5 protein-coding genes and 1 pseudogene are annotated in these 6629 nt (G+C 69.6%); 3 read left to right on the forward strand and 3 right to left on the reverse strand.

The window, feature by feature from the left end:
- Together D7Y13_RS49965 and D7Y13_RS36150 are read right to left on the reverse strand one after the other, a co-directional pair.
- Positions 1-558: pseudogene (locus D7Y13_RS49965) on the reverse strand (J domain-containing protein); the annotation flags it as partial.
- Positions 559-571: 13 nt separating this feature from the next.
- Complete coding sequence (locus tag D7Y13_RS36150; RefSeq protein ID WP_120537856.1) at positions 572-946, reverse strand: response regulator transcription factor; 375 nt, start codon at positions 944-946, stop codon at positions 572-574.
- Between the two features lie 82 nt (positions 947-1028).
- Here D7Y13_RS36150 and D7Y13_RS36155 point away from each other — a divergent pair, with 82 nt between their 5' ends.
- From D7Y13_RS36155 to D7Y13_RS36165, 3 genes are all read left to right on the forward strand, one after another.
- Positions 1029-2426, forward strand: a complete 1398-nt coding sequence (locus D7Y13_RS36155; protein WP_199732981.1) for a M20/M25/M40 family metallo-hydrolase — start codon at positions 1029-1031, stop codon at positions 2424-2426.
- Between the two features lie 84 nt (positions 2427-2510).
- Positions 2511-4580 carry a S46 family peptidase gene (locus D7Y13_RS36160; protein WP_233595995.1) on the forward strand — a complete coding sequence of 690 codons (2070 nt, stop codon included), beginning with the start codon at positions 2511-2513 and terminating at the stop codon, positions 4578-4580.
- 23 nt (positions 4581-4603) lie between these two features.
- Positions 4604-5662, forward strand: a complete 1059-nt coding sequence (locus D7Y13_RS36165) for a hypothetical protein (protein WP_120585934.1) — start codon at positions 4604-4606, stop codon at positions 5660-5662.
- 18 nt (positions 5663-5680) lie between these two features.
- Here D7Y13_RS36165 and pip read toward each other — a convergent pair.
- Positions 5681-6629, reverse strand: a 949-nt coding sequence (gene pip, locus D7Y13_RS36170; protein ID WP_120630947.1) for a prolyl aminopeptidase, incomplete at its 5' end; no start/stop codon positions are given.

The following is a 6629-nucleotide window of genomic DNA, read 5'->3' on the forward strand; positions in this document are numbered from 1 at the left end:
GAGTTCGTCGGCAGCGTCAGATGTGTATGAGAGACAGGGGGGCGGCAGCGCGCCGCCCATGTCCAGCCGGGGAGGCGGCGGAGGAGGCGGCTGCATCGCGCCCTGGAGGAAGAGCGTCTCCGCCTCGCGGATCCGCCGCGAGAGGAAGTCGAAGATCTCCACGGAGATCTTCCGCAACTCCGGGTGCAGATCCGGCGACAGGTGGTCCGGCGAGAAGCGCTTCGCCATGCGGAAGAAGGCGGTGCGGAACTCATCCAGCGTCGCCTGCGGCTTGAGCCCGAAGACTTCGTGCGGCGGCAGGTGCAGCAGGCCGCGCAGCTGGGTGCGCAGGCGCTCCGCCTGCTGGCTCTCCACCGAAGGCGACGGCGCGGCGGCGAACAGGTCGCGCACCTCCGGCAGCTCCTGGAGTGGGATCCAATTCGTCCCATCGCGCGACGCGCGCACGGCCGTCTTCAACCGGCCGGAGGCGATGAGTTCACGGAATGCTTGCAGCTGGAGTGGGCCCAGCACACGGCCGAGCGAATCTCCCACCCAGTAACCGACAGCGGATGACGACACGGGGACCTCGGAATCAGGACGCGAGGGCCTCGCGCATGGCCGACGCGATTTCCATGGGGTGGAAGGGCTTGCCCACGAAGCCCACCGCTCCCGCGGCGATGGCCTGCTCCACCACCGGTTCGGCGTCCATGCTGCTGATGACGAGCACGCGCGTTCCCGGCGACACGCTCTTGATGGCACCCAGCACTTCCAGCCCGCTCTTCTTCGGCATGAACAGGTCCAGGAACATCACCGCGGGCTGCTCCTTCGCGGCCAGCGCCAGTCCCTCTTCCCCGTCCGATGCCTCCAGCAGTCTCAGGGCAATGCCCGTCTCCGCGATGACATCCTTGAGGATGCGACGCACGAAACTGTCGTCATCCACCAGCAGCAGGGTTGGCAGTCCAGACATGGGCGGCAGGATACATGGGCCGCGCGGTTTTCGGCGCGGCTGTCGTGCGGCGCCTGCCCGCCTTTTGGGTTAAGGGGTGGGCATGTCCACCGACCTCGCGCTGTCCCATTTCGAGTCCCAGAAAGCCGCGTACCTCGAGGACCTCAAGACCCTCGTACGCATACCCAGCGTGTCCTTTCCCGGCTTCGACGCGGGCCTCGTGCGCAAGAGCGCCGAAGCAACCGCCGCGCTGTTGAAAGACCGTGGGTTTGAAAACGTCCAGCTCCTCGAAATCGAAGGAGCCCATCCGTATGTCTATGGCGAGGTGCTCAAGGCGCCGGGCAGACCCACGCTCCTGCTCTACGCGCACCACGACGTGCAGCCCGCCGGGGACGAATCCGCCTGGAAGAGCCCGCCCTTCGAGCCGGAGCTGCGCGACGGTCGCCTGTACGGACGCGGTGCGGCGGACGACAAGGCCGGCATCGTCGTGCACACCTCCGCGGTGGACGCGTGGCTCAAGAGCACCGGCCAGCTCCCACTCAACGTGAAGGTCGTCATCGAAGGCGAGGAGGAAGCCGGCAGTGACCACCTGGGTGCATTTCTCCAGAAGCACGCGAAGTTGGTGGCGGCGGACGCCATCGTGTTGACGGACACGTCGAACTTCGACACGGGCCTGCCGTCCATCACCACGGCGCTGCGCGGGCTGGTGACGGTGGATGTGGAGGTGCGGGGCCTGAAGCAGGCGGTGCACTCCGGCATGTGGGGCGGGCCGGTGCCGGATCCGGCGATGGCGCTGTGCCGGATGCTCGCGACGCTGACGCACGCGGACGGCTCCATCGCCATCGAAGGGGTGATGGAGCATGTGAAGCCGCTGACGGACGCGGAGCGGCAGAGCATCCAGGCGCTGCCTGGCGACAACGCCACCTTCCGTGAGCAGGTGGGCTTGAACGACGGCGTGGAGCTGTTGGGCGGTGGACGTCACCCGTGGGAGACGAACTGGCGTCAGCCCAGCCTGGCCATCAACGCCATCCAGGCCAGCAGCCGCAAGGACGCGCGCAACATCATCGTGGAGTCGGCGTGGGCGCGCGTGGGCATCCGCGTGGTGCCGGACCTGGATCCGGAGGACGTGCAGCGCCGGCTGGTGGCGCACCTGAAGAAGGTGTGCCCGTGGGGGTTGGAGCTGGAGATCCGCGAGGACCAGGCTTCCGGCTGGTGGTACACGGACTCGTCGCACCCGGCCTTCCAGGCGGCGTTCCGCGCGCTGGAGAAGGGCTACGCGAAGAAGCCCGTCACCATCGGGTGCGGTGGATCCATCCCGTTCGTGGAGCCGTTCGCCAAGGAGCTGGGCGGCGTGCCCGCGCTGCTCATCGGCGTGGAGGATCCGTACACGTACGCCCACTCGGAGAACGAGAGCCTGCACCTGGGCGACTGGGAGAAGTCCATCCGCTCCGCCATCCACCTCTATGAGGAGCTGGCCAAGGCGTTGACCGCTCGCGGATAGCGGGCCCGGCGCGTTTCCGGACAGCCGGTGCCGAGCGGGGTATAGGGCGAGGTCCGCGCCGCTCGCACCGGAAGGACGTCCGACGTGAAACGCTCCTGTTGTCTTGTCCTGCTGCTCGCCGCCCTCGCCGCGCCCCTCTTCGCGCGGGCCGATGAGGGGATGTGGACCTTCAACCACTTCCCCTCGGACGCGGTGGCGAAGAAGTACGGCTTCAAGCCCACGCAGGCGTGGTTGGACACGGTGCGGCTGGGGTCGGCGCGGCTGACGGAAGGGTGCTCCGGAAGCTTCGTGTCGCCGGACGGCCTGGTGATGACCAACCACCACTGCGCGCACAACTGCATCGCGCAGCTGTCCACCGCGAAGAAGGACCTGTCGAAGGACGGCTTCGTCGCGCGCACGCCGGCGGACGAGCCCCGCTGTCCCACGATGGAGGTGAACCGGCTGACGGACATCCGCGACGTCACGAAGGACGTGCAGGGCGCGACACAGGGCCTGCAGGGCGAGGCCTTCGAGGACGCGCAGCGCGCGGTGTTCGCGAGGCTGGAGACGGCGTGCGCCACGCGGGACGACCTGCGGTGCGAGGTCGTCACGCTGTACCAGGGCGGCCGCTACGACCTGTACACCTACGAGCGGATGCAGGACGTGCGGCTCGTCTTCGCGCCGGAGACGGCCATCGCGGCCTTTGGTGGAGACCCGGACAATTTCGAGTTCCCCCGCTACGACCTGGACGTGTCGTTCATGCGCGTGTACCGCGACGGCAAGCCCGCGAGGACGGAGCCGTACTTCCGCTGGAGCAAGGGGGGGCCGAAGGACGGCGCGGTGACGTTCGTGCCGGGCAACCCGGGCAGCACGTCGCGGATGAACACGCTGGCGCAGCTTGCGTACCAGCGGGACCATTCGCTGCCGGAGAACCTCTTCTGGCGCTCGGAGCTGCGCGGGCGGTTGCAGGAGTTCGCGCGCCGGGGGCCGGAGTTCGCGCGCATGTCGGAGGAGCGGCTGTTCGAGCTGGAGAACGCCATCAAGTCGATGAAGGGCGGGCGCGAGGCGCTGGTGGAGCCCGCGTTCTGGGCGCAGCTCTCCGACAACGAACGCGCGCTGCGCGCGAAGGTGGGCCAGGACGCGAAGCTCCAGCAGCAGTACGGCGACGCGTGGGACGCCAGCGCGAAGGCGATGGACACGCTGAAGACGTTCCGCCGCGAGCTGCGGATGCTGGAGCAGGTGGCGGGCATGGGCTCGCAGCTCTTCGACGTGGCGGCGACGCTGGTGCGCGCGACGGAGGAGGCGGGCAAGCCCAACGAGCAGCGGCTGCCGGAGTTCTCCGAAGCGAACCGGCCCGCGACGGAGCAGTTCCTGTTCAACCCCGCGCCGATGTACCCGGCGCTGGAGGAGCTGGTGCTGGGCTTCTACCTCACGCGCCTGCGCGAGGACCTGTCCCCGGACCACCCGGCGGTGAAGGCGGTGCTGGGCAAGGACTCGCCGGAGGTGGTGGCGAAGCGGGCGGTGCGCGGCAGCCAGCTCCAGACGGTGGCGGTGCGCAGGAAGCTGCTGGCGGGAGGGACAGCGGCCATCGCGGCGTCGAAGGATCCGATGGTGATTCTGGCGCGCACGCTGGACGGCCCGGCCCGCGAGGTGCGCAAGCGCTACGAGAACGAGGTGGCGGCGGTCCTCAAGCGCAACGGGGAGCGCATCGGCCATGCGCGCTTCGACCTGTACGGCACGGCGGTGGCGCCGGACGCGACCTTCACGCCGCGCCTGTCGTACGGCAGCGTCCAGGGCTACACGGCGAACGGGAAGCAGGTGGCGCCCTTCACGACCGTGGCGGGGCTGTACATGCGCGCCACCGGACAGGAGCCGTTCAAGCTTCCGCCGAGCTGGCTCCGGGCGAAGGCGAAGCTGCCCCCGGAGACGCCGCTGAACTTCGTCACCAGCAACGACATCGTGGGGGGCAACTCCGGGTCGCCCATCCTGGACGCGCAGGCGGAGATCGTGGGCCTCGCGTTCGACGGCAACATCCAGTCGTTGGGCGGGGACTACGGCTTCGACGCGGCGGTGAACCGCGCGGTGGCGGTGGACAGCCGCGGCATCGAAGCGGCGCTCCGTCAGGTGTACGGCGCGGAGCGGCTCTTGAAGGAGCTGGGACTTTCAACGCCGTAGGCGGATGGATTAAGTGCGCGGCCATGCGCGCGCATCCCGTCCGGACCGTCTGTCTTCTCCTCCTGCTGTGCAGCCTGGGTCCTCCGAGTGCCTGGGCCGCCCAGGCTCCAGAGGCTCCGTGGGCCATCATCCTGGGCCAGGACGCGAAGCGCCCCTCGGTGGCGAAGCTGCTCGCGGCGCAGAAGAAGGCGCGCGCGCTCGCGTGGGTGAAGCCGGCGAAGGGCTTCCCCAAGCTGGTGGCCTCCAAGTCGCTGCCAGGGCTCCCGGAAGGCCAGCACGTCCTGCTGCTGGGCGTGTGCGGGACGAAGGCGGAGGCCCAGGCGGCCCGGGCGCTGGTGCGGCCGATGGTGCCGGACGTCGCCGTGCAACAGCTCACCGGCACCGCCGCGCTGGCGTGCCCGGCGCCCAACGCGTTGAAGGCGGAGCTGCCCGCGGACGCGAAGGCGGAAGGGACGTTCGCGTTCCCGGATGCGCCCGGGCTGGAGCTGACCGTCCACCGCGTCGCCCCGAGCCCCGCGCTGGCGTGCCCGGCCACGGACCTGCTGCTGCGCGTGGTGCAGGGCGACGCGGTGCTGGCCCGGCACGTGATGAAGGGACAGTGCGCGGGCGCCTGCAATCCCCAGGAGCAGGAAGCGGCGAAGGCGCGAGTCGCGTCACTCCAGGAGAAGGCGCGTCAGGGGGACACGATGGCCGAGATGATGCTCAAGAACGTGAGCGTGGACTGTCAGGCCCGCCAGACCCACTTCAAGACGGTGCTGACGGAGCTGGGGTCTCCGGTGGCGGTGGTCGCGCAGGAGCCCGCGATGAACAGCCGCATGCCGGACGTGGGCATGCTCGTGGGCCCCGGCTGCGGGAAGCTCATCGTCTCTCCGTACCTGTCGGGTGAGACGGGGGCGCAGGACCTGTCGAAGGTGCTGGCGAAGGCGGACGCGGAGGGCCCGGAGGGCTGGAAGGCCTTCAGCGTCTTCGTGCCCGGGCGGGACCCCACGGCGCAGGCGGAGCGGCGGCACCTGGGGCACTTCGTGTGGATTGCCCCGAAGTGTGAATGGGTGACGGACGACGAAGAGGGGCAGGACATGTAGCCGGCCCCCGCGGTCGGGTTACCGCCGGCTGCCGAAGCGGTCGGTGGCCTCCACCAGCGCGGACGTGTTGCCGGGCTCGTTGGCGGAGTGGCCCGCGTCCGGGACGATGACGAGCTGTGCTTCGGGCCACGCTCGGTGCAGGGCCCACGCGCTCTCTGGAGGGCAGACGACGTCGTAGCGGCCCTGCACGATGACGGCGGGGATGTGGCGGATCCGGTGCACGTCGTCCAACAGTTGGGTGTCGCTGCGCATCCAGCCCCTGTTGACGAAGTAGTGGCACTCGATGCGCGCGAAGGCGATGGCGAAGTCATCCCCCGCGTTGCGCGCGATGAGCTCCGGGTTGGTGTAGAGGCAGCTCGTGCGGCCTTCCCACATGCTCCACGCCCTCGCGGCTTCCTGCTGCGCGTGGCGGTCGTCACCGAACAGCCGCCTCGCGTAGGCCTGGAGCAGGTCCCCGCGCTCCTCCTCCGGGATGGGGGCGAGGTAGTGCTCCCACGCGTCCGGGAACAGCGCGTCCGCGCCGCGCTGGTAGAACCAGTCGATCTCCTGCTTGCGCAAGAGGAAGATGCCGCGCAGCACCAGCTCCGTGACGCGCTCCGGATGGGCCTGGGCGTAGGCGAGTGACAGGGTGCTGCCCCACGAGCCGCCGAAGAGCTGCCAGTGCTCCAGGCCCAGGTGTTCGCGCAGCCGCTCCATGTCCGCCACCAGGTCCCAGGTGGTGTTCATCACCAGGCTGGCGTGCGGGGTGCTGCGGCCGCAGCCGCGCTGGTCGAAGAGGATGATGCGGTACACGCTGGGGTCGAAGAAGCGGCGCTGCTTCGCGTCGGTGCCGCCGCCCGGGCCGCCGTGCACGAACACGACGGGCTTGCCGTCGGGGTTGCCGCACTCCTCGAAGTACAGCGAGTGGTCACCCGTGACGCTCAGCCGACCTGAGCGGTAGGGCTCGATGGGGGGATAGAGCGTGCGC

The sequence above is a fragment of the Corallococcus praedator genome, assembly GCF_003612125.1.
Lineage (GTDB): Bacteria > Myxococcota > Myxococcia > Myxococcales > Myxococcaceae > Corallococcus > Corallococcus praedator.